Raw genomic sequence first — 25,874 nt, forward strand, 5'->3', positions numbered from 1 at the left:
GCAACGTGATGGTGCTCACCAAATAATAAGTTGCAACATGTTTTCATTTGGGCAATAGTTGCAACCGCACTACCATTTGCCAGGTGATCGCTTCCGATTCTGATGACCTGTATGGAGCACTCGACGAGTTGTTCACTCGCCTGATGAGCGCCGGTGATTCGGAGTCGATCGATGCGTTGATCGAACTGGATCTCTCGTTCTCTCAGGTGCGTGTGCTGTTCGTACTTGCACAACGTGATGCGGCGATCCCGATCAACGAGGTTGCCGACGAGCTTCGGCTCTCGGTGGCAGCTACGGGGCGGAACATCGATCAGCTCGTGAACATGGGTCTGGTCGATCGCCGTGAAGACGAGCGGGACCGACGCGTCAAGCGGGTTTCCTTGTCGGAGGCCGGTCGTAAGGTGACGACCAACCACATCGAGTGCAAGCGCGGCCAGCTTCGCGAATTCGCGTCGCGTGTTCCTGAGCCAGAGCGGATTCGTTTGTTCGAGGCTCTCAAGCCCATTCTCGCGGGTGACTATCTGCGAGCACTTAACCAGGAGACTTCGCGATGACATCGCCGAACGCGCCGGCACCGGCGTCCGACAAACTTGACGGGGCGGTCCTCAAGATCGCTTCCGTGGTGGTGCTCGGCGCCATCATGTCGATTCTCGACGTAACCGTGGTGAGCGTCGCGCTCACCACTTTTGCCGAGGACTTCGAAACTTCGTACGCCACCGTCGCGTGGACGATGACGGCCTACACGCTCGCCTTGGCGACGGTCATTCCGGTTACCGGTTGGGCTGCCGACCGTTTCGGCACCAAGCGCCTGTACATGACGGCCCTGGTGCTGTTCGTGCTCGGTTCGGTCGCTTGTGCGATGGCGTGGGACATCACCTCGCTCATCGGCTTCCGCGTGCTCCAGGGTCTCGGCGGCGGCATGTTGATGCCGCTCGGTATGACGATCATGACCCGGGCCGCCGGTCCGGACCGTGTCGGTCGTGTCATGGCAGTTCTCGGTATCCCGATGCTGCTCGGTCCTATCGGCGGCCCGATTCTCGGTGGTTGGCTGATCGAGGCCGCGAGCTGGCACTGGATCTTCCTGATCAACTTGCCGATCGGCATCATCGCTCTGGCTGCTGCGTTCATCATTCTGCCGTCCGACAAGGCGAAGCCTTCGGAGTCCTTCGACTTCCTCGGCATGATCCTGCTGTCGCCCGGCCTGGCGCTGTTCCTGTTCGGTGTGTCGTCCATCCCTGAGGTGGGAACCGTCGCGTCCGCTCGAGTTCTGGTGTCGGCCGGGATCGGTCTGGCGCTGATCATCGCCTTCGTGTTCCACGCGCTCAACAAGGATCACCCGCTGATCGACCTGCACCTGTTCAAGAACCGTCAGTTGACCACCGCCGTCATCACGACGTCGCTGTTCATCGTCGCGTTCATGGGCGCCGGGTTGCTGTTCCCGAGCTACTTCATTCAGGTCGGCGGGCACACCACGCTCGCGGCCGGATTGTTGATGGCTCCACAGGGTCTGGGCGCTATGGTCACCATGCCGATCGCTGGTCGACTGGTCGACAAGATCGGCCCGGGCAAGATCGTCCTGACCGGTTTGCCGCTGATTCTCATCGGTTTGGGTGTGTTCACGCAGGTCGCTTCCGACTCGCCGACGTGGCTGCTGATGGGCGCCTTGTTCGTCATGGGCCTCGGTATGGGTTGCACCATGATGCCGCTGATGACCGCAGCTATCGTGACGCTCTCCAACGAGCAGATCGCTCGCGGCTCCACCCTGATGAACATCGTTCAGCAGACCGCAGGTTCGATCGGTACCGCCGTGATGTCGGTGGTCTTGACCAACCAGCTTCTCGATCGTGGCCTCGATACGACGATGGTCGGTGCGGCGTCGCACATTCCGACCGAGCCGGGAAGTCCGCAGGAGTCTGCTGCCAATTCGATTCTCAGTGCGGCCTCGGATGCCTTCGGCAACACCTTCCTCGTTGCCACTGTGCTGATCGTCCTGACCCTCATCCCGGCGTTCTTCCTGCCGCGGAGCAAGACCACCAGGCCGGTGGCCGAGGGCGAGACGGCAACGCCGATCGTTATGCACTGACCGCTTTTCGGTAGATCGTTCGTCCAGGTGAGGGCGGCACACATCTTGTGTGCCGCCCTCATTTTTTTGCCGTGGAATACAGCTGGATGGTTGAATGTTTGATCAGTTACATGCAAACGCATGGATCTAGTTCGCGGAGGAGCAACCATGCAGTTCGGAATCTTCACGGTCGGTGACGTCACCACTGATCCCACGACGGGTAAGACCCCGACAGAGCACGAGCGCATCAAGGCCATGACGACCATCGCCAAGCACGCCGAGGAAGTCGGTCTCGACGTCTTCGCGACCGGCGAGCACCACAACAAGCCGTTCGTGCCGTCATCTCCGACCACGATGCTCGGATACATCGCGGCCCAGACCGAGAAGATCACGCTCTCCACGTCCACGACGCTGATTACCACCAACGACCCGGTGAAGATCGCCGAGGATTACGCGATGCTTCAACACCTCGCTGAGGGGCGTGTCGATCTGATGATGGGACGCGGAAATACCGCGCCGGTGTACCCGTGGTTCGGCAAGGACATTCGCGCCGGTATCCCGTTGGCACTCGAGAACTATCAACTTCTTCGCCGGCTCTGGGACGAGGAGGTCGTGAACTGGCAAGGGGAGTACCGCACTCCACTCCAGGGATTCACGTCCACCCCGCGCCCGCTGGACGGCGTCGCGCCGTTCGTGTGGCACGGTTCGATCCGCAGCCCCGAGATTGCGGAGATCGCGGCATATCACGGCGACGGATTCTTCGCGAACAACATCTTCTGGCCGAAAGAGCACTACATCGAGCTGATCAATCTCTACCGCCAGCGTTACGAGCATTACGGCCACGGCTCCGCGGATCAGGCGATTGTCGGTCTCGGTGGTCAGGTCTTCATGCGCAAGAACAGTCAGGACGCGGTCAAGGAATTCCGTCCGTATTTCGACAATGCTCCGGTGTACGGCCACGGGCCCTCACTCGAAGAGTTCACCGAGCAGACGCCGCTGACCGTCGGTTCCCCTGAGCAGGTCATCGAGAAGACGTTGGCGTTTGCCGATTTCTTCGGCGACTACCAGCGCCAGCTGTTCCTGATGGATCACGCCGGGCTGCCGCTCAAGACGGTGCTCGAGCAGCTCGATCTGCTCGGTGAGGAAGTTGTTCCGGTTCTGCGCCGTGAGTTCGCGGCCAGGCGGCCCGCACATGTGCCGGACAACCCGCCCACTCACGCGTCGATGAAGGCGGCTCGTGAGGCAAGCAGTGTCACTGCCTGACGAGCAACCGCCTGAGGTTCCGGTCAGTACCACCGAACTCGCCACCGACGCCTGGGAAGCCTTGTTTCGCGCCCAGGTGTCGGTGCTGCGGCGGCTCTCTGCCGATGACGTCTGGGATCAGGTGTCGATGCGCGAGTACGACGTGCTGTTCACATTGAGCCTCACACCGAGTAGTTCACTTCGCCTGCATGACCTGAATCGCGAGATCCTGTTGAGCCAGCCGTCACTCAGCCGCCTGGTAGAACGGTTGGAGGGCGAAGGTCTGGTATCGAGAAGTGTTGATCCACAGGATCGCCGCGGGACGATCGTGCAACTCACCGAAGCGGGTGCAGCGCTGCAGAAATCAGTGGGTCGCCGTCATGCGGCGAGCATTCGACGCCACGTCGGACCGGCCCTGGACGCGGATGAACTTCGAATGTTGGCCGAATTGTGCACGCGTCTGCGTCTCGCGCAGTCATGACTAGAGGCAGGATGGACGATATGAGCAACCTCGAAGCGCAGCCCGTCGAGCAGGAATGCGAAGGCCATCCGGCGGAGAGCGAGATTCAGATTCTCACCCCGCGCGACGTACCGCTCGGTGGCCCGCGGGCGATGCGAGTGCGTCGCACCCTTCCGCAACGCGAGCGTTCGCTGATCGGGGCATGGTGTTTTGCCGATCATTACGGTCCGGATGACGTCGGCTCAGGACCGGGCATGCATGTGCCGCCGCATCCGCATACCGGATTGCAAACGGTGAGTTGGCTGTTCACCGGAGAGATCGAGCACCGTGACAGCATCGGTTCCCATGCGATGGTGCGGCCGGGTGAACTGAATTTGATGACGGCCGGGAGTGGGATCGCGCACTCCGAGGTGTCGACGCCGAATACGAAGGTTCTGCACGGGATGCAGTTGTGGGTGGCGCTGCCGGATGCGGCGCGCGATACCGCACCCGCGTTCGTTCACTATCGACCGGAGCCGGTGACCACCGATGGTGCCACGCTCAGTGTGTTCCTCGGTTCGCTCGCCGGTGACACGTCTCCGGTGTCTACCTTCACCGAATTACTCGGTGCCGAGGTGATTCTCGATCCTGGGGCCGAGATCGCCCTCGATGTCGATCGTTCACATGAGCACGGCGTGATCGTCGATCAAGGATCGGTTGTTCTGCGTGGTACCACCGTCGGCTGGGCCGAGTTGGGTTATCAAGCACCGGGTTTCGGAAAACTGACTTTGCGCAATCCGGGATCCGAACCGGCTCGACTGCTACTTCTCGGCGGGAAACCGTTGGGCGAGCAGGTCATCATGTGGTGGAACTTCATGGGCCGTACACACGAAGAGATCGTCGAGTATCGACGCAAGTGGCAGGCCGAGCTGGCCTCCGGATTCGACGGCAGCGTCCCGGACCAGCGTTTCGGCGTGGTGCCGGGATACGACGGCCCGGCGCTCCCGGCACCCGAGTTGCCGAACAGTACGTTGCGGCCCCGAGACTAGTCGTTGCTCTTGCGGCTACCGTCCGCGAGCATCGTCTCGATCAGGCCTGTTCGATGTCCTGGTGAGCCTTCGCGAGCATGATGTAGCCGGCGCCGTTGGCGGTGATACCGGCCTTTTCGCCTTCGGAGAGTTCACGTTTGACCTTGGCGGGCACGCCGGCGACCAGTGATCCAGGCGGGATTTGCATCCCCTGAGACACGACCGCACCGGCTGCAATCAGTGATCCCGAACCGATGTGTGCGCCGTTGAGCACCACGGCACCCATGCCGACGAGAACGTCGTCTTCGACGGTGCACCCGTGCAGCACTGCGTTGTGGCCGACCGAGATTCGCTCGCCCAGCACTGCGGGGAACGTCGGGTCGGCGTGCACGGTGCAGTTGTCCTGAATGTTGGTGTCAGCGCCGATGGAGATCGATTCTGCGTCGCCGCGGATAACCGCGCCGTACCAGATGCTGGCTCCCGCAGCGATGGTCACAGCGCCGACAACGGTGGCGGTGGGTGCGATGAACGCACTTTCGTCGATCTGCGGGGTGTTACCGAGAACGGTGGCGATGATCGGGTTGGTCATGGTTCTCCTGTGCGTTGGAATGACGTGCTCTGACGGTACCTGGACTATTTCGGTGTGGACTTTCGATTCATGACGACCGTCCCGACACCCGCGGTCACCACCAGTCCGATGGCGACGAGTGTGAAAGCGTCGAGCGTTTGCCCGATCACGAGGACTCCGGCCAGTGCGGCCGCTGCCGGTTCGAGGGCGATGAGGACCGCGAAGACCTTCTTGGCCAAGGAGCGCAGCGCCCACATTTCCAAGCTGTACGGGATGACGGACGAGAGGATGGCGACGGCGGCGCCTGCGGCGAGCATCTTCGGATCCAGCAGTTCGCTTCCGCCCGAGACGACGCCGAAGGGGAGCGTCAATACGGCTGCGACGATGCTTGCGCCCGCCAACCCGTCGGCACTCGGGAGCGTCGCGGCCAGGTGGGAACCGGCCACGATGTAGCCGGCCCACGCAGTCGCGGCGATCAACGCGAACATCACCCCGATCGGGTCCAAACCGGATTCGCCGTGATCGCCTAACCCGAGCAGCAACACTCCGCCGAAGGCGAGCAGTACCCACGCTCCGTCGGCCCACCGACGAGACAGAACTGCGGCCAGCGTCAACGGTCCGAGGAACTCGATGGTGACGGCGGTGCCGATGGGCACCGTGTCGAGGGCGAGGTAGAAGGCGCCGTTCATCACGGCGAGGGCGATGCCCAGCGCGAAGATGCCTTTGCGTTGCCGGTTCGACCACCTGCTCCATTGCGGGCGGACGATGACGCCGAGGATGATCGCGGCGATCGTCAGCCGAAGCGTCGTGGCTCCGGCCGGCCCGATCTGCGAGAACAGGGTCGTCGCGAATGCCGCTCCGAACTGGAGCGACAGTATCGAGGTGAGGACTGCGCCGACCGGCAGTAGCTGACTGCCGGCCTTCATTCTCCGGTGAACTCGGGACTTCGACGCTCGAGCATCGCGGCGACGGCTTCGTGGTGATCTCGGGTGTGGTGGGCGATCGACTGCATGGCGGCCGAGAGTTCGAGCAGGCTCTCGAGGCTCTGGTGCTGGCCTTCGCGGAGGAGTTTCTTGGTCATGCGGAGTACCTGCGGGGGATTGGCGGCTACTCGAGCTGCCAAAGCATGCGCTGCGGAAAGCAATTCCTCGGGTTCGGTGATCTGCGAGACCAGACCCCAGTCGAGTGCCTTCGCAGCATCGATGGGTTCGCCGGTGAACGCCATCTCGGCGGCGCGGGCGTTGCCGATCGCGCGGGGGAGCAGCCAGGCTCCGCCGTCGCCGGGGATGAGTCCCACCTTGACGAAGCTCTCGGCGAAGACTGCGGCGGTCGAGGCGATGCGGAGGTCGCACATGAGGGAGAGGTCGCAGCCCGCTCCGATGGCCGGGCCGTTGACCGCGGCGATGGTCGGCACCTCACACGTGTACAGCGCGAGCGGAATGCGCTGGATGCCGTGCCGGTAGCCCTGGCGGATCTCGCCGGGAGCACCACCGAACATGCCTTCCTTGTCTCGCATGTGTTTGACGTTGCCGCCGGAGGAGAAAGCCGACCCGGCCCCCGTGAGGATGACCGCGCGCACACTCTGATCTCGGTTGACTGCGGTGACCGCGTCTTCGAGGGCCTCGATCATGTCGATCTCGGAGATCGCGTTGCGGGTGTCCGGGCGATTGAGGGTCCACGTGACCACATCGCCGGTTCGCGAGATCAGTACGGCGTCGCTCATGGGTGCTCCTGGTAGTCGATGGCAGTTGAGCTCAGTCTCTCATCGCGAGATTTCTCAATAACAATCATTCGTGCTTGATTTTTATGAACCCGAGTGTGATGCTGGTCGCATGGCCGAACTTCAGACGTTCATCGATGACTTGCGGGCCGAAGGCGAGAGCCTCGACGCCCTGGTTGCGGATCTGCCCGAGGAGAAGTGGGCGACAATGACGCCGGCGGAAGGGTGGAGCGTCGCGCATCAGATCGGGCACCTGCACTGGACGGACAGTGCTGCGATCCTGGCGATCACCGACCCGGACGGGTTTGCGGAGCAGTTGAAGGCGGCGTTCGTGAATCCGGCGGGATTTGTCGACGACGGTGCTGCCGAGCAGGCGGCCCGCCCGCCGGCGGAGTTGCTCGCCGATTGGCGAGCGGGGCGCACCGCTCTCGTCGAGGCTCTCACCGCCGCCCCGTCCGGTACCAAGTTTCCTTGGTACGGCCCGCCCATGGGCGGAGTGTCCATGGCAACTGCGCGATTGATGGAGACGTGGGCGCACGGGCAGGACGTTGCCGACGCGCTCGGCGTCGAGCGAGCCCCGACGGCGCGCATCAAGAACATCGCTCATCTGGGTGTCCGCACGCGGAACTTTGCGTACTCGGTCAACGAGAAGACGCCGCCCGCCGACGATTTCCGGGTTGAGTTGACGGCGCCGGACGGTTCGCTCTGGACCTGGGGGCCGGAAGATGCACCGCAGAAGGTGACCGGGCCGGCGTTGGACTTCTGCCTGCTGGTCACCCAGCGCGCCAATCGCGCCGATCTCGATCTGGTCGCCGTTGGCGCCGACGCAGACGAGTGGTTGGGGTTTGCGCAGGCATTTGCCGGACCCAGCGGCGAGGGACGAGCCGCACGAGAAGCGAAGGTGGATAAATGAGTTCGGTACGGATCGGTAACTGCTCCGGTTTCTACGGCGACCGCGTCTCGGCGATGCGCGAGATGCTCGAGGGCGGCGAACTCGACTACCTGACCGGCGACTACCTTGCCGAACTGACGATGTTGATCCTCGGACGGGACCGGATGAAGGACCCGTCGCTCGGCTACGCGAAGACGTTCCTGCGACAGGTGGAAGACACCCTCGGACTTGCGCTCGACAAGGGCGTGAAGATCGTCGCGAATGCCGGCGGTCTCAACCCGGCCGGACTGGCCGACGCGCTGCGCGAGGTCAACACCAGGCTGGGGTTGAACGCGAAGATCGCCCACGTCGAGGGCGACGATCTGGTCTCTCGGGCAGACGAACTCGGACTCGGCTCCCCGCTGACGGCCAACGCGTACCTCGGCGCCTGGGGCATCGTCGAAGCATTGTCGGCCGACGCCGATGTCGTGGTCACCGGACGTGTCACCGACGCTTCGGTGATCGTCGGTCCCGCCGCTCACCATTTCGGTTGGAAGCGAGATGATTTCGATCAGCTGGCCGGTGCTGTCGCGGCGGGCCACGTCATCGAGTGTGGAACCCAGGCCACCGGCGGCAACTACGCGTTCTTCACCGAGATTCCGAATCTGGGCCGTCCTGGATTCCCGATCGCCGAGATCAACGCGGACGGATCTTCGGTCATCACCAAGCATGCCGGTACGGACGGCGAGGTGAGCGTCGGCACCGTGACGGCGCAGCTGCTGTACGAGATCACGGGTGGACGCTACGCAGGCCCGGACGTGACCACCCGCATCGACAACGCGGTGCTCACCCAGGAAGGCCCGGATCGGGTGCTGATCAGCGGAGTCACGGGCGAGGCTCCGCCGCCGCAGTACAAGGTCTCACTCAACACGCTGGCCGGGTTCCGCAACGAGGCCACGTTCATCCTCACGGGTCTCGACATCGAGGCCAAGGCCGATCTGGCGAAGACTCAACTCGAATCCTGGCTGACGAAGAAGCCCGCCGAACTGGTCTGGACTCTCGCTCGCACGGATCACCCGGATTCCGACACCGAGGAAACCGCGAGTGCGTTGCTGCGCTGCGTGGTTCGCGATTCCGATCCCAAGGTGATCGGTCGTCCCTTCTCTGCGGTTGCGGTGGAAATGGCACTCGCCAGTTACCCAGGCTTCTCGCTGACCGCTCCGCCGAGCAACGGCCAGCCGTACGGAGTGTTCACCCCCGGCTACGTCGACGCGGGATCGGTGCCTCACGTGGCCGTACTGCCCGACGGCACTCGCGTGGACATCGCTCCGTCGACGCTGACGCAGGACCTCGAAGCCGTCGACGAACCTGAGCGTCCGGAGCCGTTGCCGCCACAGTCTTCGCTTTCGGTGCCACTCGGCACGATTGCCGGTGCCCGTAGTGGCGACAAGGGTGGAAATGCCAACGTCGGCGTCTGGGTTCGCACGGACGATCAGTGGAAGTGGTTGGCGCACAATCTGACCGTCGAAATGCTCAAGGAACTGCTACCGGAAGCAGCAGACCTGAACGTCACTCGCTACCAGCTTCCGCACCTTCGTGCCGTCAACTTCGTGATCGAGGGAATTCTCGGTCAGGGTGTTGCCTCGCAGGCGCGGTTCGATCCGCAGGCCAAGGGAATTGGTGAATGGCTGCGCTCGCGCCACATCGACATCCCGATTTCGCTACTCCCCACAACTGACGAGAAAGAGGATTCACGGTGACCGTGTGGACCACACCGGAAAGGCTTGCGCTTCGCGAGACCGTACGCGGATTCGTGAACCAGGAGATTTTGCCGCACCTGACGCAGTGGGAGCGTGACGGCGAGATTCCCCGCGAATTGCACCGCAAGGCAGGCGCTCTCGGGCTGCTCGGCGCCAGTGCTCCCGAATCGGTGGGCGGTGAGGGCGGCGACGCCGTCGACTCCATCGTGATCTGTGAGGAGATGCATCAGGCAGGTGCGTCGGGCGGGCTGTTCGCTTCGCTCTTCACCTGCGGCATCGCGGTGCCGCACCTGATTGCAGCGGGCGACGAGGCGCAGATCGAGAAGTGGGTCAAGCCGACCTTGCGCGGCGACAAGATCGGCTCGCTCGCCATCACCGAGCCCGGCGGAGGCAGCGACGTCGGGCACCTGACAACCACAGCCAAGCGCGACGGCGATCATTACGTCGTGAACGGCGCCAAGACGTTCATCACCTCCGGCGTTCGAGCCGACTTCGTCGTTACCGCAGTGCGCACCGGTGGTCCCGGCGCGGGTGGTGTCTCACTGCTCGTGATCGAGAAGGGCACAACGGGATTCACCGTCTCGCGCAAACTCGAGAAGATGGGCTGGCGTGCATCCGATACCGCGGAACTGTCCTTTGTCGATGCCCGGGTTCCGGTGGAGAATCTGGTCGGCGCAGAGAACAGCGGCTTCGAGCAGATCGCCCAGGCATTTGTTTCCGAACGTGTCGCGCTCGCCGCGCAGGCGTATGCCAGTGCAGAACGTTGCCTGGAGCTGACCCTCGAATGGTGCCGCGCCCGCGAAACTTTCGGTCGGCCCCTCATCAGTCGGCAGGCCGTGCAGAACACCGTCACCGAGATGGCCCGCAAGATCGACGTCGCCAAGGTGTACACCCACTCGGTGATCGAGCGGTACATGGCCGGTGACGGCGACCTGATCGCCGAGGTGTGCTTCGCGAAGAACACGGCAGTCGAGACGGGCGAATGGGTTGCGAACCAAGCCGTTCAGCTGTTCGGCGGCCTCGGATACATGCAGGAAAGTGAAGTGGAGAGGCAGTACCGGGACATGCGAATTCTGGGAATCGGTGGCGGAACCACCGAAATCCTCACCGGCCTCGCGGCCAAGCGATTGGGGTATCAGTCATGAGTGTCATCCGGTCAACGCTGGACACCAATTCCGAGGTGTATCAGACCGCAACATCGACCATGAACACCAAGCTCGCCGAGATCGAGGTCGAGCACGCCAAGGCGCTTGCCGGTGGCGGCGAGAAGTACACCGAGCGGCACCACAAGCGGGGAAAGCTTCTGGCGCGCGAGCGGATCGAACTCCTGCTCGATCAGGATTCGCCGTTCCTCGAGCTGTGTCCCCTCGCTGCGTGGGGGAGTGACTTCCCGGTCGGCGCCAGCACCGTGGTCGGTATCGGTGTTGTCGAAGGTGTCGAATGCCTGATCGTCGCCAACGATCCCACCGTGCGCGGCGGCACCAGCAATCCGTGGACGCTGCGTAAGGGATTCCGGGCCAACGACATCGCCATGCAGAACCGCCTTCCCGTCATCTCGCTGGTCGAGTCCGGCGGTGCAGACCTGCCGACGCAGAAGGAGGTGTTCATCCCGGGCGGGCGTATGTTCCGTGACCTCACACAGCTTTCCGCAGCCGGTATCCCCACCATTGCACTGGTCTTCGGTAACTCGACTGCCGGCGGCGCGTACATCCCGGGCATGTCCGACCACGTCGTGATGATCAAGGAACGCTCCAAGGTGTTCCTCGCAGGTCCGCCGCTGGTCAAGATGGCCACCGGTGAGGAATCAGATGACGAGGCACTCGGCGGCGCCGAAATGCACGCTCGCAAGTCCGGGTTGGCCGACTACTTCGCAGCCGACGAGCAGGACGCGATCCGCATCGGTCGCTCGATCGTCAAGCGACTCAACTGGACCAAGAAGGGGCCGGCGCCTCGCGGGGAGATCATCGAACCGCTCGAGGATCCGGAAGAGTTGCTCGGCATCGTTCCGGCCGACCTGAAGATTCCGTTCGATCCGCGTGAGGTCATCGCCCGTATCGTCGACGGTTCCGACTTCGACGAGTTCAAGCCGCTCTACGGTTCCTCCCTCGTGACCGGCTGGGCCGAACTCAACGGTTACCCGATCGGCATCCTGGCCAACGCACGTGGAGTTCTCTTCAGCGAAGAGTCCCAGAAGGCAACGCAGTTCATCCAGCTTGCCAACCGCTCCAACACGCCGTTGCTGTTCCTGCACAACACCACCGGCTACATGGTGGGTAAGGAGTACGAGGAGGGCGGCATGATCAAGCACGGATCGATGATGATCAATGCGGTTGCCAACTCCAAGGTTCCGCACATCTCGATCCTGCTCGGAGCGTCGTACGGCGCCGGTCACTACGGCATGTGCGGACGGGCATTCGATCCGAGATTCCTCTTTGCCTGGCCCAGTTCCAAGTCCGCCGTCATGGGCGGTGCGCAGCTCGCCGGCGTCATCTCCATCGTGGGACGCGCTGCTGCCGAGGCCCGCGGCCAGGTTTTCGACGAGCAGGCTGATGCCGGCATGCGCGCGATGATCGAGAACCAGATCGAGGCCGAGTCACTTCCGATGTTCCTGTCCGGGCGTCTGTACGACGACGGCGTCATCGATCCCCGAGACACCCGCACCGTGGTGGGAATGTGCCTGTCGGCCATTGCCACCGCCCCGATCGAAGGCACCGAGAACTTCGGCGTCTTCCGTATGTGAGGCACGCCGTGACAATCACTTCAGTACTGGTCGCCAATCGTGGCGAAATCGCCCGCCGTGTCTTCGCAACCTGTCGGAAGAACGGAATCGGCACGGTTGCGGTATTTTCCGACGCGGATGCCGACAGCCCTCACGTCGCCGAAGCCGATGCTTCGGTTCGCCTGCCGGGTAACACGCCTGCCGAGACCTACCTGCGGGGCGAGTTGATCATCGCCGCCGCGAAGGCTTCGGGCGCCGACGCGATTCACCCCGGATACGGATTCCTCTCCGAGAACGCGGAGTTCGCGCGCAGCGTCATCGACGCGGGGCTGACGTGGATCGGCCCACCCGTCGAATCCATCGAGCTCATGGGGTCGAAGGTCGAGTCCAAGAAGATCATGGACGCCGCCGGAGTTCCGGTGCTGTCCGAACTCGATCCCGCTGCGGTGACCGACGCTCATTTGCCAGTGCTGATCAAGGCGTCGGCGGGCGGCGGCGGACGCGGAATGCGTGTCGTTCGTGAATTGTCTTCGCTGGAAGGCGAACTGGAAGCGGCGCGGCGTGAGGCGCAGTCCGCCTTCGGCGACCCGACTGTCTTCTGCGAGCGCTACCTCGAGACCGGTCGGCACATCGAGGTTCAGGTCATGGCCGACCGCCACGGTGGGGTGTGGGCGGTGGGGGAGCGCGAGTGCTCGATCCAGCGTCGGCATCAGAAGGTGGTCGAAGAGGCGCCGTCGCCGCTCGTGCAACGCATTGCCGCCATGCGCGACAAGCTGTTCGACGCCTCGCGGCTCGCCGCCAATGCCATCGGCTACGAGGGTGCGGGAACCGTTGAATTCCTGGCAGACGAAAAGGGTGACTTCTTTTTTCTGGAGATGAACACTCGCCTGCAGGTGGAGCATCCCGTCACCGAGTGCACCACCGGACTCGATCTGGTGGAACTGCAATTGCAGGTCGCTTCAGGTGAAGTGCTCGCGGACGAGCAGCCGGAGATCCGTGGGCATTCGATCGAGGTGCGCCTGTACGCCGAGGATCCCGCCAAGAACTGGCAGCCGCAGAGCGGAACCGTTCACCACATCGAGTTGCCCGGTGACCCACAAGAATTCAGTGTTCTGCGTGAGCAGGGCGTTCGCCTCGACTCCGGCGTCGTCGACGGCAGTGTTGTCGGCGTCCACTACGACCCGATGTTGGCCAAGGTCATCTCGTACGCGCCGACGCGGACCGCAGCTGCCCGGCTGCTCGGGTCGACGCTGGCGCGCACCAGGATTCACGGCCTGCGCACCAACCGCGATCTGCTCGTCAATGTCCTGGCTCACCCGGCCTTCATTGCCGGGGACACCGATACGGCGTTCTTCGAGACCCATGACCTCGAGAAGTTGTCAACGCCTCTGGCCGACACCGACGCCGAAAGGCTTTCGGCGCTGGCGGCGGCACTTGCCGATGCCGCGCACAACCGGGCGTCGGCGCGCGTCATCGGCCGCTTGCCCAGCGGGTGGCGCAACCTCCCGTCGCAGCCGCAGAGCAAGAGCTACTCCACTGCGTCGGGCGACTACGATGTCCGCTACTCCCTGAGCCGAAGCGGCGTGTTGAACGCAGAAGGCTTCGACGACGTGAGCCTGGTATCGGCAACTGCTGCACGGGTCGTGCTCGAGCTAAGCGGAGTACGGCGTTCGTTCGACGTGGCGGCATACGGGAGTGAGATTTTTGTCGACTCCTCGCTGGGGCCGGTCGCGTTGACGGCAGCACCGCGCTTCGTGGATCCGTCGGCGGAAGTCGCCGCCGGTTCGTTGCTCGCTCCGATGCCGGGATCGGTTATCCGCCTCGGCGCCGCACTCGGTGACACCGTCACTGCCGGCCAGCCGATTCTGTGGCTAGAGGCCATGAAGATGGAACACACCGTCACCGCGCCGACTGCCGGTGTCCTGGTAGAACTTCCGGTCGCCGTCGGCCAGCAGGTCGAGGTCGGATCGGTACTCGCACGTGTGGAAGAACCCGCTACAGAAGAGGACGCATGATGAGTTTCATCGAAACCGAAGAGCAGAAGGAACTGCGGGCATCCGTTTCCAAACTGGGTGAGCGCTTCAACTACGTCGACTACGTGCTGCCCAAGGCACGCAAGGGTGAGCCGCTCACCGAATTGTGGAACGAGGCGGGCAAACTCGGATTCCTGGGCGTCAACCTACCGGAGGAATACGGCGGCGGCGGTGCCGGTATCTACGAACTCGCGCTGGTGCAGGAGGAATTGGCGGCGCAGGGTGCCGGTCTGCTCCTGGTTGTCGTCTCCCCGGCCATCTGCGGCACCATCATCGGCAAGTACGGCACGGCGGAGCAGAAGCAGCAGTGGCTACCCAGCCTCGCCGACGGCTCCAAGATCATGGCGTTCGGAATCACCGAGGCCGACGCGGGTTCCAACTCTCATCAGATCACCACGACGGCACGCAGGGATGGCGACGACTGGATCCTGAGCGGCAACAAGATCTACATCTCGGGTGTCGATCAGGCTGACGCCGTCCTCATCGTCGCGCGCACCGAGGACTCCAAGACCGGCAAGCTCAAGCCCGCTCTGTTCATCGTCCCCACGGATTCTCCCGGATTCGTGAAGACGCAGATGGAGATGGACATCATCGAGCCGGACCACCAGTTCATTCTCTTCCTCGACGATGTACGGCTGCCGGCCGACGCTCTGGTAGGCGAAGCCGATGCCGCCTTGATGCAGTTGTTCGCCGGCCTCAACCCCGAGCGCATCCTGGGTGCGTCGATGGCCATCGGCATGGGCCGTTACGCCCTGAACGCTGCGGTGAAGTTCGCCAACGAGCGCACGGTGTGGAAGACGCCGATCGGTGCGCACCAAGGTATTTCGCATCCACTCGCGCAGGTGAAGATCGAACTCGAGCTCGCCAAGCTGATGATGCAGAAGGCCGCGGTGCTCTACGACAGCGGCGACGATTTCGGTGCTGCCGAAGCCGCGAACATGGCAAAGTACGCCGCCGCCGAAGCCAGCATCAAGGCGCTCGATCAGGCGATCCAGACGCACGGCGGCGCAGGCCTGACGAAGGAATACGGGTTGGCCGCCATGCTCGGCGCGGCCCGTATCGCCCGCGTCGCGCCGGTGAGCCGCGAGATGATCCTCAACTTCGTCTCGCAGCACTCTCTCGGTCTGCCGCGGTCGTACTAAACGGTCCTACTGAAGAGGAGACTCATGACGGATCAGGACAAGCCATACGTACGGTACGAAGTATCGGGCGGTGCTGCCACGATCACTCTCGACTCACCCCACAACCGCAACGCGATTTCGACGCGGTTGGTCACGGAGTTACAAGCGGGGTTGACGTCAGCGGCCGCCGATCCGGCAGTTCGAGCGGTGGTGCTCACCCACACCGGTGGAACATTCTGTGCGGGAGCCGATCTCAGCGAGGCTTCCGGATCGTCCGCGTCACCGGAAGAGGCCGTCAAAGAACGAGGGCGGGGAATGCTGACGCTCTTGCGCAGCATTCTCGAGCTTCCCAAGCCGGTGATCGGGCGCATCGACGGTCACGTCCGAGCCGGGGGTATGGGTCTTGTCGGGGCGTGCGACATCGTCGTCGCCGGACCGGCGAGCACCTTCGCGGTGACGGAATCACGGTTGGGTTTGGCAGCGTCCATCATTTCGCTCACGGTCCTACCGAGGCTCGACCAGCGATCTGCGAGCCGATACCTGCTCACCGGAGAGAAGTTCGGCCAGCACGAGGCCGAATCCATCGGACTCGTCACCGCCGCGTCGCAGGACACGGGGGAGTCGATCAACGAACTGCTCGGCACCTTGCGCCAATGTTCACCGCAGGGACTTGCCGAATCGAAGTGGATCACGACGCGTTCGGTCCTGGCTGGATTCGACCGTGACGGCGAGGAGATGATCGCGCAGTCTGCCCGGCTGTTTTCCTCTGACGAGGCTCGTGAGGGCATGATGTCTTTCTTGCAGAAGCGTCCAGCAGCCTGGGCGCAGTAGAACTGCGCACTGGAACACAGCGGTAGAAAGGATGGCGGCGCGATGACTCGAGAACCCAAGCAGGACCGAAGTCGAGTCACGCGCTCCCACCTGCTCGAAGTGACTGTGGAGTGTCTCGCCGAACTCGGATGGAGCGCAACGACGATGAGCGTCGTCGCCCAGCGTGCCGGGGTGTCCCGCGGTGCGATGCAGCATCACTTCCCGACCCGCGAGGACCTCATCACCGCGGCGCTCGAGGTGATGTTCGACGCCAGGATGGATCAGGCACGAAAGGAATCGACCGACCTTCCGGTGGGTGCCGGACGAACCGAGGCGGTCATTTCGCGGTTGGTCGAGTACTACACCGGGACTCTGTTCAAAGCAGCACTGCAGGTGTGGACGGCCGCTGCCTCCGACCCCGACCTGCGGGCCCGCGTGTTGCCCCTCGAGGAACGGTTCGGGCGCATCGCGCACCGCATGGCCGTCGAGAGTCTGGGTGTCGACGACTCCGATCCGGTGACGCACCGTTTGGTACAGGCAACCCTGGACCTGGCCCGCGGGCTGGGGCTGGCAGACGTCTTGACCGACGACTCGCGTCGACGCACCGAGGTGGTCAAACAATGGGCGGCGCAATTGGATTCCACGCTGGTTCGGGTACCGGTCCCGACTCCCTGAATCGGTAGCGGCGTGGCGGCGACCGAAGAGCGAGGTGCGCACGTGGCGTGTGTCGGGGGCCACCGAGAAGTACAGTCGGCTCCATGGCCGCACGCACCCTCACTTCGATCGGGACTTCGGTATTGGTCTCGGCTGCCGTGCTTTCGGCGGTGGTCGGCTGCAGCTCCGACGACGGGTCCGCCGATCGGCCGGGGGACGACGCCAGTTCGCCGGCGCTCGCACCCACCGATCCCGGTCCGATGTTCGCCGAATGCGGCTCGGTGACCGACGAAGAAGTTGTCAATGCCTTCAACCTCGGCGCTTTTGCGACGACGACGCGCAACGGCGTCGGTTGCCAGTGGGAGGTCGCTGGTTCGAGCGGTCCGAGCGTCAGTTTCTCCTGGTACCGCGGTAGCCCGATCGGCCGCGAACGGGCCGGGTCCGACCTGCTCGGACGTCCCGCCGCCGACATCACGATCGGCGGTCATCAAGGCTTCATCGCGTCCACGGCAGGTTCGCTGTGCGAGTTGGGTATCGCGTTCGGCGGAGACTTCGTGCACTGGTCGATCACCTACGGTTTGCTGCCACCGACCGCGGATCCATGCACGGTGGCGCGGGATCTGATGGAAAAAACAGTTTCGAGGGCACAGTGAAGTTCGAGGGCGCCGTGAAGCGCGTACGGATCGGGCTCGCCCTGGCTGGATCGCTGGTTCTGCTGACAGGCTGCGGCTCGGTGGTCATCGGGACTCCCCGTGCGGAGGGCAGCTACGGCGGTGGTGACAGCCAGGAATTCGCCAACGTCCTCCAAGAATGCGAGGCCGTCACCGACGAGCAGATCGCCGGTGCCGTGGGTGCCGACGCCGTCGGGCGTGGGTTCTTCGGCGCCATCTGCCGTTGGGACGGCATCGGGGCCGCGGGTCCGATCAAGATCACCTTCAACTGGTTCGAGACGGGCACCCTCGATCACGAGCGCGCTGCATTCGAACATCTGGGATACGTGGTGGCGAAAATCGACATCAACGGCAGTGGCGGTTACGAGGTTCGCCAGCCGGCCGATCCGCAGAGTTGCGGCGTGAGCGCGAGCGCACCGGCCGGGGGAGTGTTCGGGTGGTGGGTCACCGAGCCGCAGGGCGGCGCGGATCCGTGCGAGGCTGCGGCAAAGCTCGGCGCGTTGACGTTGAACCGCAGCATCTGATCGTGACCGGTCCGGCTGCGTGGTCTGAGTTTGCAGCCAGAGTGTCTGGTCAGAGCGTGAGGTCACTATCACCGTGGCCTCGCTTTGACCTCGTGGCGCGCCGACAGGTATCGTTATGGGTCGTGTCCGGCATGCCCGGGCCGATCTGTGTGCCTAGCTAGGTATTGCCGTGCGCGCGTTCGAGCAGAAACTGCTGATGAACGAGCATCCGGCTGCCTGTGTGGGGGTATGCGACACGCCCGACCTCGGGGGCAGTGCGCGGCATGAAAGTGCTGAGTACAGACTCTGAGGTGGGTGAGGAGCAGCAGCTCTCTTGCTCCAACTGCTAGATCCCTAATTTCAGAACAGCCACGTTTTCGAACGGCCCGAGTTCGCTCGAGCAGTCTGTTCGTCACAAGAAAGCCGGTAAATGCCAACCATCAACCAGCTGGTCCGCAAGGGTCGCCGCGACAAGACCGCCAAGGTCAAGACGGCAGCCCTCAAGGGCAGCCCGCAGCGTCGTGGCGTGTGCACTCGCGTGTACACCACCACCCCCAAGAAGCCGAACTCCGCGCTCCGTAAGGTCGCACGTGTTCGCCTCACGACTTCGGTCGAGGTCACCGCGTACATCCCCGGTGAAGGTCACAACCTTCAGGAGCACTCCATGGTGCTCGTCCGTGGCGGTCGTGTGAAGGACCTCCCGGGTGTCCGTTACAAGATCATCCGCGGCTCCCTGGACACCCAGGGTGTCAAGGGTCGCAAGCAGGCACGCAGCCGCTACGGCGCCAAGAAGGAGAAGAGCTAATGCCACGTAAGGGCCCCGCTCCGAAGCGCCCGCTCATCAACGACCCGGTTTACGGTTCCCCGTTGGTGACGCAGCTCGTCAACAAGATCCTGCTGGACGGCAAGAAGTCCACCGCAGAGCGAATCGTGTACCAGGCTCTCGAGCAGGCACGCGAGAAGACCGGCACCGATCCGGTCGTCACTCTCAAGCGCGCCCTGGACAACGTCAAGCCTGCACTCGAGGTTCGTAGCCGCCGCGTCGGTGGCGCTACCTACCAGGTGCCGGTCGAGGTTCGTCCCGGTCGTTCCACCACGCTGGCACTGCGCTGGCTGGTCACCTTCTCGCGTGCACGTCGTGAGAAGACCATGGTCGAGCGTCTCGCCAACGAGCTCCTCGATGCCAGCAATGGCCTCGGTGCAGCTGTGAAGCGTCGCGAAGACACTCACAAGATGGCCGAAGCCAACAAGGCATTCGCCCACTACCGCTGGTGATGTAAAGCGTCGGAGCAACTGCCATCGGGTGGGGCTCCGACGCTTGTCGCCGTTGGCGACCTGATCATCTCGCCGGTTTCCGGACGCAGGTGGCCAGGTTCGCCTCGGCAGAGACATAATTGAAAGACCATGGCCTTGACGGTGGAACACACCGGATACGGCCGACACCCGAAAACCAAGCAACGAGCGGGGAAGAAACCTGTGGCACAGGAAGTGCTGACTGACCTGAACAAGGTCCGCAACATCGGCATCATGGCGCACATCGATGCCGGCAAGACCACCACCACCGAGCGCATCCTGTTCTACACCGGTGTCAATTACAAGATCGGTGAGACGCACGACGGTGCGTCGACGACGGACTGGATGGAGCAGGAGAAGGAACGCGGCATCACGATCACGTCTGCCGCCGTGACTTGCTTCTGGAACAACAACCAGATCAACATCATCGACACCCCCGGCCACGTCGACTTCACGGTCGAGGTGGAGCGGTCGCTGCGCGTGCTCGACGGCGCAGTTGCTGTCTTCGACGGTAAGGAAGGTGTCGAGCCGCAGTCCGAGCAGGTTTGGCGTCAGGCTGCCAAGTACGACGTTCCGCGCATCTGCTTCGTCAACAAGATGGACAAGATGGGCGCGGACTTCTACTTCACAGTCCAGACCATCATCGACCGTCTCGGCGCGAAGCCGCTCGTTCTCCAGCTGCCCATCGGCGCTGAGGACGACTTCGACGGCGTCGTCGACCTGGTCGAGATGCGTGCCATCACCTGGCGCGGCGTAGTTCCGACCGGTGCACTGCCGACCATCGAAGAGATCCCCGCGGACCTCGTCGAGAAGGCTGCAGAGTACCGCGAGAAGCTGCTCGAAACCGTTGCCGAGTCCGACGAAGCTCTCATGGAGAAGTACTTCGGCGGCGAAGAGCTCACGGTCGAGGAAATCAAGGGCGCCATCCGCAAGATGACGGTCGCTTCCGAGCTGTACCCGGTCATCTGTGGCTCCGCGTTCAAGAACAAGGGCGTTCAGCCCATGCTCGACGCAGTCATCGATTACCTGCCGAACCCGCTGGACATCGGCGAGGTCGTCGGCCACAAGCTCGGTGACGAAGAAGTAGAGATCACTCGCAAGCCGAGCAAGGAAGAGCCGTTCTCGGCTCTCGCCTTCAAGATCGCTGCTCACCCGTTCTTCGGCAAGCTGACCTTCGTCCGCGTGTACTCGGGTCGTATCGATCCGGGCGCTCAGGTGCTCAACGCAACCAAGGGCAAGAAGGAGCGCATCGGAAAGCTCTTCCAGATGCACGCCAACAAGGAGAACCCGGTAGACGAGGCCGTAGCCGGCCACATCTACGCAATGATCGGCCTCAAGGACACCACCACCGGTGACACCTTGTGCGATCAGGCGAGCCCCATCGTCCTCGAGTCGATGTCGTTCCCCGCGCCGGTCATCCAGGTCTCCATCGAGCCCAAGACCAAGTCCGACCAGGAAAAGCTGGGCGTCGCGATCCAGAAGCTGGCCGAAGAGGATCCGACCTTCTCGGTCGAACTCGACGAAGAGACCGGTCAGACCGTCATCGGCGGTATGGGCGAGCTCCACCTCGACATCCTCGTCGACCGCATGCGTCGCGAGTTCAAGGTCGAGGCGAACGTCGGTAAGCCGCAGGTTGCGTACCGCGAGACCATCACCAAGAAGGTCGAGAAGCACGACTACACCCACAAGAAGCAGACGGGTGGCTCGGGCCAGTTCGCAAAGGTCATCATCGCTCTGGAGCCTTTCGTGGGCGAAGACGGTGCTACCTACGAGTTCGAGAACAAGGTCTCCGGCGGACGTATCCCGCGCGAGTACATTCCCTCCGTGGATGCCGGCGCGCAGGACGCGATGCAGTACGGTGTTCTCGCCGGCTACCCGCTCGTGAACCTGAAGCTGTCGCTGCTCGATGGTGCTTACCACGACGTCGACTCCTCGGAAATGGCGTTCAAGGTTGCCGGTTCGCAGGCACTGAAGGAAGCCGCCCGCAAGGCCGGCCCCGTCATTCTCGAGCCGCTCATGGCTGTCGAGGTCACAACGCCCGAGGAGTACATGGGCGACGTGATCGGCGACCTCAACTCCCGCCGTGGCCAGATCCAGGCCATGGAGGAACGCAGTGGTGCCCGTGTCGTGAAGGCGCTGGTTCCGCTCTCGGAGATGTTCGGTTACATCGGTGACCTGCGGTCGAAGACCCAGGGCCGTGCGAACTTCTCCATGGTGTTCGATTCCTACGCAGAGGTTCCCGCGAACGTCTCGAAGGAAATCATCGCCAAGGCGACGGGCGAGTAAGCACAGCGAGCTCCCCAGCCCGCGCCGGCAAGTGACCTCGGTTGCTTCCGGCACGAAGCACGACCAAGTAACAACCAACCGCACTGCTGCATACGGCAAGCAACAACAGTCCAGGAGGACACAAAGTGGCGAAGGCGAAGTTCGAGCGGACGAAGCCGCACGTGAACATCGGCACCATTGGTCACGTCGACCACGGCAAGACCACGACGACGGCGGCCATCACCAAGGTTCTCGCGGATGCATTCCCCGACCTGAACGAGGCTTCGGCCTTCGATCAGATCGACAAGGCTCCCGAGGAAAAGGCTCGTGGCATCACGATCAACATCTCGCATGTTGAGTACCAGACGGAAAAGCGCCACTACGCGCACGTCGATGCACCGGGTCACGCCGACTACATCAAGAACATGATCACCGGCGCAGCTCAGATGGACGGCGCTATCCTCGTCGTCGCAGCTACCGACGGCCCGATGCCCCAGACGCGCGAGCATGTCCTGCTCGCTCGCCAGGTTGGCGTTCCTTACATCCTCGTCGCCCTGAACAAGGCCGACATGGTTGACGATGACGAGATCCTCGAGCTCGTCGAGATGGAGGTCCGCGAACTGCTGGCCGCTCAGGAATTCGACGAGGAAGCCCCCGTCATTCCGATCTCGGCACTCAAGGCACTCGAGGGTGACCCGAAGTGGACGCAGTCCATCCTCGACCTGATGGCTGCAGTCGACGAGTCCATTCCGGACCCGGTCCGCGAGACGGACAAGCCCTTCCTCATGCCCGTCGAGGATGTCTTCACGATCACCGGCCGTGGCACGGTTGTCACCGGTCGTATCGAGCGTGGCTCGGTCAACGTGAACGAGGAGGTGGAGATCGTCGGCATCAAGGAGACCTCCACCAAGACCACCGTCACGGGTATCGAGATGTTCCGCAAGCTGCTCGACTCGGGCCAGGCCGGCGACAACGTCGGACTGCTCGTTCGTGGCATCAAGCGCGAAGATGTCGAGCGTGGACAGGTTGTCGTCAAGCCGGGCACCACGACTCCCCACACGGAGTTCGAGGGCCAGGCATACATCCTGTCGAAGGACGAGGGCGGCCGCCACACCCCGTTCTTCAACAACTACCGCCCGCAGTTCTACTTCCGTACCACGGACGTTACGGGCGTCGTGACGCTGCCTGAGGGCACCGAGATGGTCATGCCCGGTGACAACACCGAGATGTCCGTCAAGCTCATCCAGCCTGTCGCCATGGACGAGGGCCTGCGCTTCGCAATTCGCGAAGGCGGCCGTACGGTCGGCGCCGGCAAGGTTGCCAAGATCATCAAGTGAGACTCTTGTCTCGCTAGCTGATTCACAGCACTAGGAAAGGCGCTCATTCCCTTCGGGGAGTGAGCGCCTTTTCTGTGTCTATGGCCAGGTGGTCTGCGATCGGTTGTTCGGGGTGCTTCTACTTGGAGGCTTCTACCCGGTCGAGATGCAACAGAACCTGTACCGCGACAGGTGAGCCGTCGAGGCTTCGCCTGGTTGCACGGGCGATGTGTTCGGCCGAAGTGGTGAAGCCGACGACATCGATCGCCGGGTCTGCGGTGACGACAATCGACAGCGTTGGCAGTCCGCGATCGATCGTCGCTTTGCTTCTGGTGCTGCGCACGCCGCTCAGCTGGGCGAGTTCTGCCGCTACGCCGTCGGCGACCGGTCCCAGATCCACACTGACGTCGGTACCGGACTCGTTGTGCCGCAATGTGACTGCGCTCGTTCGGCGTCGACGAAGGTTCAGGTACAACAGCCCGAAACCGGCGAAGACGCAGAGGATGAAGGTGCCCGACAGCACCCAGTGCCACCAAGGCTCCTCCGGAAGACCGAAGAGGACCTCACGATCGAGTCGTGACACCCAGGTCCTGATCAGTGAGGCACCCGCGTCCCACGCGATGGCGTATGCGCCCGCCGCGAGGAGTGCGATTCCGACGATGAGGACGATGGTCCGATCGACCGCGGAGATCCAGCGGTTCACGAGGCGTCCTTTCGTCGTACTGGCGTTTCTCTCACGACTACCGAAAGCTGCAGTGGCTGCTGGAGTATCGCGAGATGAGGCCGAACTGCCGCGTCGACGGCCGCGGCAAGTTCGGTTCGATCGCCGCCGGTGGATTCGATGTGGACCTTGATGTGTTTGCGGTCGACGCTGGTGTGGGCCGAGTCGACGCCGGGAACGACCGCTGCGTGGCTACTGCACAGACGTGCAATGTCCGTCGGCCGCATCCATACCGTCGATGCGCTCGGGTTACCCAACGGCACATGGGTTTTCGCCCGGCGTTTGAGGGCGGACATGATCAGGACAACGCCCGCGACGACGGCAGCGATCGCGACCGGCAGCAGCCACGGTTGCCAGTGCAGACGCGACGTCCACTCCACGGAGTTTCGGATCCAGGGCGCCGAATCGAAGGTTCCGCGGTTGATGAACCATTCGCGCGAGACCACGAAAGCGAGTGCGAGTAGACCGCACGCGATGACGACGGCTGACACCGCGGCGGCGGGGTTCGCGGAGGGAACTCGGGGTGGAATCGGATCCGAGAGTGCCTCCTGCGCGGGGCCTTCCGCGATTTCGACGCCGGAAACACAGGATTCGTCAGAACCCTCGGTTGCCGCGATCATGACGTTCATGTCGTGGAGGGGCAGGCCGGTCAGCGACTCGACGCTGCGTCCGACTTCTGCCCGCACGCGACCGGTCAGTTCGGTGACCGAACATGGCCAGGACACAGCAAGGAACAGATTGATGGCCACGGCGTCGCTGCCCATCGAGATGTCGGCTCGCGGAAGGTCGCGCCCGGTCAGGCGGGTCAAGCCACCGGACTGGCGGACCACCCCCGGGACGTTCACCGCTGCGGCAGTGGCTATCTTGGCCATCGCCCGGTCCTTGATGACCAGCGAACCTCGTAGGCCGGGATCGTCTGCCGCGTTCGGAGTGGTCGGCTCAGCCACGGCCACGGCTTCGGAGGATCGCGCCGAGATCGAGATGTCCGTCGCGGTGTGCTCCGATCGCCATACCGGCGGCGCCGAGCAGGACGGCGAAGACGAATCCGCTGAATCCGCCCATGATTCCGGCGAGCGCGAGGAGCAGACCGACCAGCAGTCCGACGGTAGTGCTGTTCATGTCAGTTCCCTTCTCGAATGTTCGGTGCGATCTCGGTGACGGTGGAAAGCTCGGTGACGGTGGAAAGCTCGGTGACTGCATCTTCGGAATTTTCGGGTGGATATCCCGCTGTCGACAAGTCTCCGACGGTCACGTTCACCGGTACGTCGACCAACCGTGCCACCACCGCTCGGACGCGTTCGGCGACGCCGCGAACATCGGCCGGATAGTGAACGGAAATGTGTACCGCACAAGAGGTTTCGTCGACGACGACGCCGGTGACTCGGCGTCCGGGGAGGTAGGTTCCCACCTCACCGAATTGCCCGCCGTGCAGATCTGCCACTTCCGGAATCGCAAGAACTGCGTCGGCGACGACCTCGGCCGCGTCGATCTCGCGGCCGGCGTCGGCGGTACTCACTGAACCCTCGGCTTGGCTTCCGGATCGGTACTGCCGCCGCTCTCTGCATCCTCGAAGAGCATGACGTCGAAGACGGTGATGTTGACCTCGGTGACCTCGAGACCCGTCATGCTTTCGACTGCGGCAATGACGTTTCGGCGGATACCTACCGCCAATTCGTGGAGTGCGACGCCGTATTCGGCGACAATGCCGATGTCGATGGCGGCTTGTTTCTCGCCCACTTCCACCGCCACGCCCTGGGCATGGTTGACGCGGGCGCCCGGAATGCGGTCGCGAAGTGCCCCCACCGCGCGCGCGGTGCCCCCACCGACGTCGTACACGCCGTTGATCTCGCGGGTCGCGATACCGGCGATCTTGGCGACCACGGCGTCGGCGATGATCGTCTTGCCCTGGGTGCTGACTAGTTCCGCGCCACCGTCGGCGCCGAATCGGACGCTGTTCTTTTCACTGGAATCGCTGGTCATGGGGGCTCCCTGCTCATGTGTCAGTGCGTGCGTCTGAAGTACCTCCAACTGTAGTGACTGGTAGGTGGCCATGCGGGATGCACCACACCTACTCCGGC

The 25,874-nt window shown here is 63.3% G+C and carries 27 protein-coding genes; 19 read left to right on the top strand and 8 right to left on the bottom strand.

What is annotated here, in order from left to right; translation table 11 throughout:
• Nucleotides 1-83 precede the first annotated feature (83 nt).
• The 5 genes from RA302_RS08745 to RA302_RS08765 all read left to right on the top strand — a co-directional run bounded on the left by RA302_RS08745 (nucleotide 84) and on the right by RA302_RS08765 (nucleotide 4,792).
• Nucleotides 84-554: a MarR family winged helix-turn-helix transcriptional regulator gene (locus tag RA302_RS08745; RefSeq protein WP_003941890.1), complete on the top strand. Its 471-nt coding sequence runs from the start codon at nucleotides 84-86 to the stop codon at nucleotides 552-554.
• Nucleotides 551-2,083, top strand: coding sequence for a DHA2 family efflux MFS transporter permease subunit (locus RA302_RS08750; protein WP_003942006.1), 1,533 nt, complete (start codon nucleotides 551-553; stop codon nucleotides 2,081-2,083). The genes RA302_RS08745 and RA302_RS08750 overlap by 4 nt, the downstream gene beginning before the upstream one ends.
• Nucleotides 2,084-2,230: 147 nt before the next feature.
• Entirely contained in the window at nucleotides 2,231-3,325 is a 1,095-nt protein-coding gene (locus RA302_RS08755) for an LLM class flavin-dependent oxidoreductase (RefSeq protein WP_020906827.1), read from the top strand.
• Nucleotides 3,312-3,785 (top strand): MarR family transcriptional regulator, encoded by a 474-nt coding sequence (locus RA302_RS08760; RefSeq protein ID WP_020906828.1) that lies wholly within the window; start codon nucleotides 3,312-3,314, stop codon nucleotides 3,783-3,785. Before RA302_RS08755 ends, RA302_RS08760 begins: the two co-directional genes overlap by 14 nt.
• 20 nt (nucleotides 3,786-3,805) lie before the next feature.
• Nucleotides 3,806-4,792 (top strand): pirin family protein, encoded by a 987-nt coding sequence (locus tag RA302_RS08765; protein WP_041815726.1) that lies wholly within the window; start codon nucleotides 3,806-3,808, stop codon nucleotides 4,790-4,792.
• Nucleotides 4,793-4,832: 40 nt separating this feature from the next.
• Here RA302_RS08765 and RA302_RS08770 read toward each other — a convergent pair whose 3' ends face one another.
• Genes RA302_RS08770 through RA302_RS08780 form a run of 3 tightly spaced genes read right to left on the bottom strand, consistent with a single transcriptional unit; the run spans nucleotide 4,833 to nucleotide 7,062 of the window.
• Nucleotides 4,833-5,360: a gamma carbonic anhydrase family protein gene (locus RA302_RS08770; RefSeq protein ID WP_338480205.1), complete on the bottom strand. Its 528-nt coding sequence runs from the start codon at nucleotides 5,358-5,360 to the stop codon at nucleotides 4,833-4,835.
• 44 nt (nucleotides 5,361-5,404) lie between these two features.
• Nucleotides 5,405-6,265 (bottom strand): EamA family transporter, encoded by an 861-nt coding sequence (locus tag RA302_RS08775; RefSeq protein WP_338480207.1) that lies wholly within the window; start codon nucleotides 6,263-6,265, stop codon nucleotides 5,405-5,407.
• Nucleotides 6,262-7,062 carry a crotonase/enoyl-CoA hydratase family protein gene (locus RA302_RS08780; RefSeq protein ID WP_020906831.1) on the bottom strand — a complete coding sequence of 267 codons (801 nt, stop codon included), beginning with the start codon at nucleotides 7,060-7,062 and terminating at the stop codon, nucleotides 6,262-6,264. Before RA302_RS08780 ends, RA302_RS08775 begins: the two co-directional genes overlap by 4 nt.
• Before the next feature lie 109 nt (nucleotides 7,063-7,171).
• On the opposite strand from RA302_RS08780, the gene RA302_RS08785 reads away from it, so the two are divergent.
• From RA302_RS08785 to tuf, 14 genes are all read left to right on the top strand, one after another.
• On the top strand, nucleotides 7,172-7,972 hold the full coding sequence (locus tag RA302_RS08785; protein WP_020968976.1) for a TIGR03084 family metal-binding protein: 801 nt from the start codon (nucleotides 7,172-7,174) through the stop codon (nucleotides 7,970-7,972).
• Nucleotides 7,969-9,690: an acyclic terpene utilization AtuA family protein gene (locus tag RA302_RS08790; RefSeq protein ID WP_030535470.1), complete on the top strand. Its 1,722-nt coding sequence runs from the start codon at nucleotides 7,969-7,971 to the stop codon at nucleotides 9,688-9,690. The genes RA302_RS08785 and RA302_RS08790 overlap by 4 nt, the downstream gene beginning before the upstream one ends.
• On the top strand, nucleotides 9,687-10,835 hold the full coding sequence (locus RA302_RS08795; protein ID WP_338480211.1) for an acyl-CoA dehydrogenase family protein: 1,149 nt from the start codon (nucleotides 9,687-9,689) through the stop codon (nucleotides 10,833-10,835). The genes RA302_RS08790 and RA302_RS08795 overlap by 4 nt, the downstream gene beginning before the upstream one ends.
• A complete protein-coding gene (locus RA302_RS08800) occupies nucleotides 10,832-12,430 on the top strand; it encodes a carboxyl transferase domain-containing protein (RefSeq protein ID WP_021334058.1) in 1,599 nt (532 codons plus the stop codon). Before RA302_RS08795 ends, RA302_RS08800 begins: the two co-directional genes overlap by 4 nt.
• Before the next feature lie 8 nt (nucleotides 12,431-12,438).
• On the top strand, nucleotides 12,439-14,424 hold the full coding sequence (locus RA302_RS08805) for a biotin carboxylase N-terminal domain-containing protein (protein WP_338480213.1): 1,986 nt from the start codon (nucleotides 12,439-12,441) through the stop codon (nucleotides 14,422-14,424).
• A complete protein-coding gene (locus tag RA302_RS08810) occupies nucleotides 14,424-15,584 on the top strand; it encodes an acyl-CoA dehydrogenase family protein (protein WP_029536739.1) in 1,161 nt (386 codons plus the stop codon). The genes RA302_RS08805 and RA302_RS08810 overlap by 1 nt, the downstream gene beginning before the upstream one ends.
• A gap of 24 nt (nucleotides 15,585-15,608) precedes the next feature.
• Nucleotides 15,609-16,394, top strand: coding sequence for an enoyl-CoA hydratase family protein (locus RA302_RS08815; protein ID WP_084326723.1), 786 nt, complete (start codon nucleotides 15,609-15,611; stop codon nucleotides 16,392-16,394).
• 42 nt (nucleotides 16,395-16,436) lie between these two features.
• Nucleotides 16,437-17,048, top strand: coding sequence for a TetR/AcrR family transcriptional regulator (locus RA302_RS08820; RefSeq protein ID WP_019744287.1), 612 nt, complete (start codon nucleotides 16,437-16,439; stop codon nucleotides 17,046-17,048).
• Nucleotides 17,049-17,131: 83 nt separating this feature from the next.
• The gene (locus RA302_RS08825) at nucleotides 17,132-17,680 is read left to right on the top strand and encodes a DUF3558 domain-containing protein (protein ID WP_029254868.1); all 549 of its coding nucleotides are present in this window, start codon (nucleotides 17,132-17,134) and stop codon (nucleotides 17,678-17,680) included.
• On the top strand, nucleotides 17,677-18,222 hold the full coding sequence (locus RA302_RS08830) for a DUF3558 domain-containing protein (RefSeq protein WP_338480217.1): 546 nt from the start codon (nucleotides 17,677-17,679) through the stop codon (nucleotides 18,220-18,222). The genes RA302_RS08825 and RA302_RS08830 overlap by 4 nt, the downstream gene beginning before the upstream one ends.
• 409 nt (nucleotides 18,223-18,631) lie before the next feature.
• Nucleotides 18,632-19,006, top strand: coding sequence for a 30S ribosomal protein S12 (gene rpsL, locus RA302_RS08835; RefSeq protein WP_003941908.1), 375 nt, complete (start codon nucleotides 18,632-18,634; stop codon nucleotides 19,004-19,006).
• Nucleotides 19,006-19,476 (top strand): 30S ribosomal protein S7, encoded by a 471-nt coding sequence (rpsG, locus tag RA302_RS08840; protein WP_003941856.1) that lies wholly within the window; start codon nucleotides 19,006-19,008, stop codon nucleotides 19,474-19,476. Before rpsL ends, rpsG begins: the two co-directional genes overlap by 1 nt.
• Before the next feature lie 201 nt (nucleotides 19,477-19,677).
• Nucleotides 19,678-21,780: an elongation factor G gene (fusA, locus tag RA302_RS08845; RefSeq protein WP_003942073.1), complete on the top strand. Its 2,103-nt coding sequence runs from the start codon at nucleotides 19,678-19,680 to the stop codon at nucleotides 21,778-21,780.
• 125 nt (nucleotides 21,781-21,905) lie between these two features.
• A complete protein-coding gene (gene tuf, locus RA302_RS08850; protein ID WP_019744283.1) occupies nucleotides 21,906-23,096 on the top strand; it encodes an elongation factor Tu in 1,191 nt (396 codons plus the stop codon).
• Between the two features lie 118 nt (nucleotides 23,097-23,214).
• Here tuf and RA302_RS08855 read toward each other — a convergent pair whose 3' ends face one another.
• The 5 genes from RA302_RS08855 to RA302_RS08875 are packed head-to-tail and all read right to left on the bottom strand — an operon-like array spanning nucleotide 23,215 to nucleotide 25,776.
• The gene (locus RA302_RS08855) at nucleotides 23,215-23,778 is read right to left on the bottom strand and encodes a hypothetical protein (protein ID WP_019744282.1); all 564 of its coding nucleotides are present in this window, start codon (nucleotides 23,776-23,778) and stop codon (nucleotides 23,215-23,217) included.
• Nucleotides 23,775-24,743 (bottom strand): DUF6286 domain-containing Asp23/Gls24 family envelope stress response protein, encoded by a 969-nt coding sequence (locus tag RA302_RS08860; RefSeq protein WP_024487309.1) that lies wholly within the window; start codon nucleotides 24,741-24,743, stop codon nucleotides 23,775-23,777. The genes RA302_RS08855 and RA302_RS08860 overlap by 4 nt, the downstream gene beginning before the upstream one ends.
• Complete coding sequence (locus RA302_RS08865) at nucleotides 24,736-24,915, bottom strand: hypothetical protein (RefSeq protein WP_003942043.1); 180 nt, start codon at nucleotides 24,913-24,915, stop codon at nucleotides 24,736-24,738. Before RA302_RS08865 ends, RA302_RS08860 begins: the two co-directional genes overlap by 8 nt.
• Before the next feature lies 1 nt (nucleotide 24,916).
• On the bottom strand, nucleotides 24,917-25,312 hold the full coding sequence (locus RA302_RS08870) for a hypothetical protein (RefSeq protein WP_338480236.1): 396 nt from the start codon (nucleotides 25,310-25,312) through the stop codon (nucleotides 24,917-24,919).
• Nucleotides 25,309-25,776 (bottom strand): Asp23/Gls24 family envelope stress response protein, encoded by a 468-nt coding sequence (locus tag RA302_RS08875; RefSeq protein WP_003941912.1) that lies wholly within the window; start codon nucleotides 25,774-25,776, stop codon nucleotides 25,309-25,311. The genes RA302_RS08870 and RA302_RS08875 overlap by 4 nt, the downstream gene beginning before the upstream one ends.
• Nucleotides 25,777-25,874: the final 98 nt, after the last annotated feature.

The sequence above is a fragment of the Rhodococcus sp. DN22 genome (assembly GCF_036669995.1).
Taxonomy (GTDB): domain Bacteria; phylum Actinomycetota; class Actinomycetes; order Mycobacteriales; family Mycobacteriaceae; genus Rhodococcus_F; species Rhodococcus_F erythropolis.

Bases quoted from the DNA above. Each gene is read 5' to 3' on its own strand.
- RA302_RS08750 (WP_003942006.1), top strand. From the start codon at position 551: ATGACATCGCCGAACGCGCCGGCACCGGCGTCCGACAAACTTGACGGG.
- RA302_RS08755 (WP_020906827.1), top strand. From the start codon at position 2,231: ATGCAGTTCGGAATCTTCACGGTCGGTGACGTCACCACTGATCCCACG.
- RA302_RS08765 (WP_041815726.1), top strand. From the start codon at position 3,806: ATGAGCAACCTCGAAGCGCAGCCCGTCGAGCAGGAATGCGAAGGCCAT.
- RA302_RS08770 (WP_338480205.1), bottom strand. From the start codon at position 5,360: ATGACCAACCCGATCATCGCCACCGTTCTCGGTAACACCCCGCAGATC.
- RA302_RS08775 (WP_338480207.1), bottom strand. From the start codon at position 6,265: ATGAAGGCCGGCAGTCAGCTACTGCCGGTCGGCGCAGTCCTCACCTCG.
- RA302_RS08780 (WP_020906831.1), bottom strand. From the start codon at position 7,062: ATGAGCGACGCCGTACTGATCTCGCGAACCGGCGATGTGGTCACGTGG.
- RA302_RS08785 (WP_020968976.1), top strand. From the start codon at position 7,172: ATGGCCGAACTTCAGACGTTCATCGATGACTTGCGGGCCGAAGGCGAG.
- RA302_RS08790 (WP_030535470.1), top strand. From the start codon at position 7,969: ATGAGTTCGGTACGGATCGGTAACTGCTCCGGTTTCTACGGCGACCGC.
- RA302_RS08800 (WP_021334058.1), top strand. From the start codon at position 10,832: ATGAGTGTCATCCGGTCAACGCTGGACACCAATTCCGAGGTGTATCAG.
- RA302_RS08810 (WP_029536739.1), top strand. From the start codon at position 14,424: ATGAGTTTCATCGAAACCGAAGAGCAGAAGGAACTGCGGGCATCCGTT.
- RA302_RS08815 (WP_084326723.1), top strand. From the start codon at position 15,609: ATGACGGATCAGGACAAGCCATACGTACGGTACGAAGTATCGGGCGGT.
- RA302_RS08820 (WP_019744287.1), top strand. From the start codon at position 16,437: ATGACTCGAGAACCCAAGCAGGACCGAAGTCGAGTCACGCGCTCCCAC.
- RA302_RS08825 (WP_029254868.1), top strand. From the start codon at position 17,132: ATGGCCGCACGCACCCTCACTTCGATCGGGACTTCGGTATTGGTCTCG.
- rpsL (WP_003941908.1), top strand. From the start codon at position 18,632: ATGCCAACCATCAACCAGCTGGTCCGCAAGGGTCGCCGCGACAAGACC.
- rpsG (WP_003941856.1), top strand. From the start codon at position 19,006: ATGCCACGTAAGGGCCCCGCTCCGAAGCGCCCGCTCATCAACGACCCG.
- RA302_RS08865 (WP_003942043.1), bottom strand. From the start codon at position 24,915: ATGAACAGCACTACCGTCGGACTGCTGGTCGGTCTGCTCCTCGCGCTC.
- RA302_RS08875 (WP_003941912.1), bottom strand. From the start codon at position 25,776: ATGACCAGCGATTCCAGTGAAAAGAACAGCGTCCGATTCGGCGCCGAC.